Source organism: Bacillus sonorensis NBRC 101234 = KCTC 13918 (genome assembly GCF_001592005.1).
Classification (GTDB): Bacteria; Bacillota; Bacilli; order Bacillales; family Bacillaceae; genus Bacillus; species Bacillus sonorensis.
Genome location: NZ_BCVZ01000053.1, coordinates 1 through 1,318, shown reverse-complemented (window position 1 = coordinate 1,318; position 1,318 = coordinate 1). Strand labels below are relative to the sequence as shown.

The 1,318-nt window shown below is 55.1% G+C and carries 1 protein-coding gene; it reads right to left on the bottom strand.

The window, feature by feature from the left end:
* Window positions 1–1,318 (bottom strand): condensation domain-containing protein (locus BTR1S_RS21435; RefSeq protein WP_156483229.1); only part of this gene is annotated, 1,318 nt, incomplete at both ends.

Genomic DNA, 1,318 nt, shown 5'->3' with positions numbered 1-1,318 from the left:
GCTTTTCATCAAGCGTAAATGCAACCTGATCACCCGCGAAGCTTCGCACCGGCGGGCGGGTATGATCAGCCGGCAGATCCAGCACAGGCAGCTCGCCTTCGAGCTGCTTCAGCCAGTACGCTTCCTGCTTCTTGTACGTGTCTCCTTTTTTAAACTTCTCCTGCCATACGGCGTAGTCTTTGTATTGAATGTGAAGCGCCGGAAGGGTCCGGTTGTTGTAAAGCTCGCCGAATTCCCGAATCAGAATGTTGACGGAAACACCGTCTGAAATAATGTGATGCATATCAACCAGCAACAGGTGCCGCTCATCTGATACCTTTACGATTTGGGCACGGAACAGAGGGGCTTGGCTGAGATCAAACGGCTGAATAAACGCGGATGCGGCTTCTTGTTCGGTTTGTTCGCCGAGGGCTGCTGTCTGTAATGTAAATGACACTTCGTCATGGATGCGCTGTAACGGCTCGCCGCCTGCGTCCTGTTCAAAGGATGTCCGAAGCGACTCATGGCGCTTGATCAGCTGTTTGAATACTGTATCCAGCCTTTCAAGATCAAGCTTCCCTTCCAGCTCCAACACGGCCGGCATATTGTAGCCTGTGCCTCCGTCCTCCAGCTGCTGAAGGACATACATCCGCTTTTGGGCTGAAGACACCGGGTAGGTTTCGCGTTTTTCAGCCGGCTTCATCGCTTCGTACGGACTGTCCGTTCCTTCACGGATGACAGTAGCGAGCCCTTCCACTGTCGGATGGGCAAACACATCCTTTAGCGCCACCTGTACGCTGAATTCCTTGGCGATCCGGGAGACAAGCGCCGTCGCTTTTAAGGAATGGCCGCCCCGGTCAAAAAAGTTGTCGTGAATCCCGACAGGGCCGCTTTTCAGCACGTCCTCCCACAGCTGGGCAAGCTTCATTTCCGTCAGATTTTTTGGCGCTGTGTAGGTTTCCTGATCTGCCGCTCCGTCAGGAGCGGGCAGGGCGTTTCGGTCAAGCTTTCCGCTCGGCGTAACCGGCCATTTTTCCATCTCAATGATATGAGCGGGAATCATGTAGCCCGGCAGAAGTCTCTCAAGCCGCGCCCGTACTTCGTTTCTTCCGAGCCCTTCCGCATACGCGCATAATTCCGCCTCACCGCCGTCAGCCCGTACGGTTACGGCCGCTTCCCTGACGCCTTCTATGCTTCGGAGGGCCGCTTCAATCTCTCCCGGTTCAATCCGGTAGCCGCGGATTTTCACCTGATCATCCGTGCGGCCGAGAAATTCAATATGTCCGTCAGGAAGCCAGCGCGCCAAATCCCCGGTTTTGTACATGCGTTCACCCGGGTA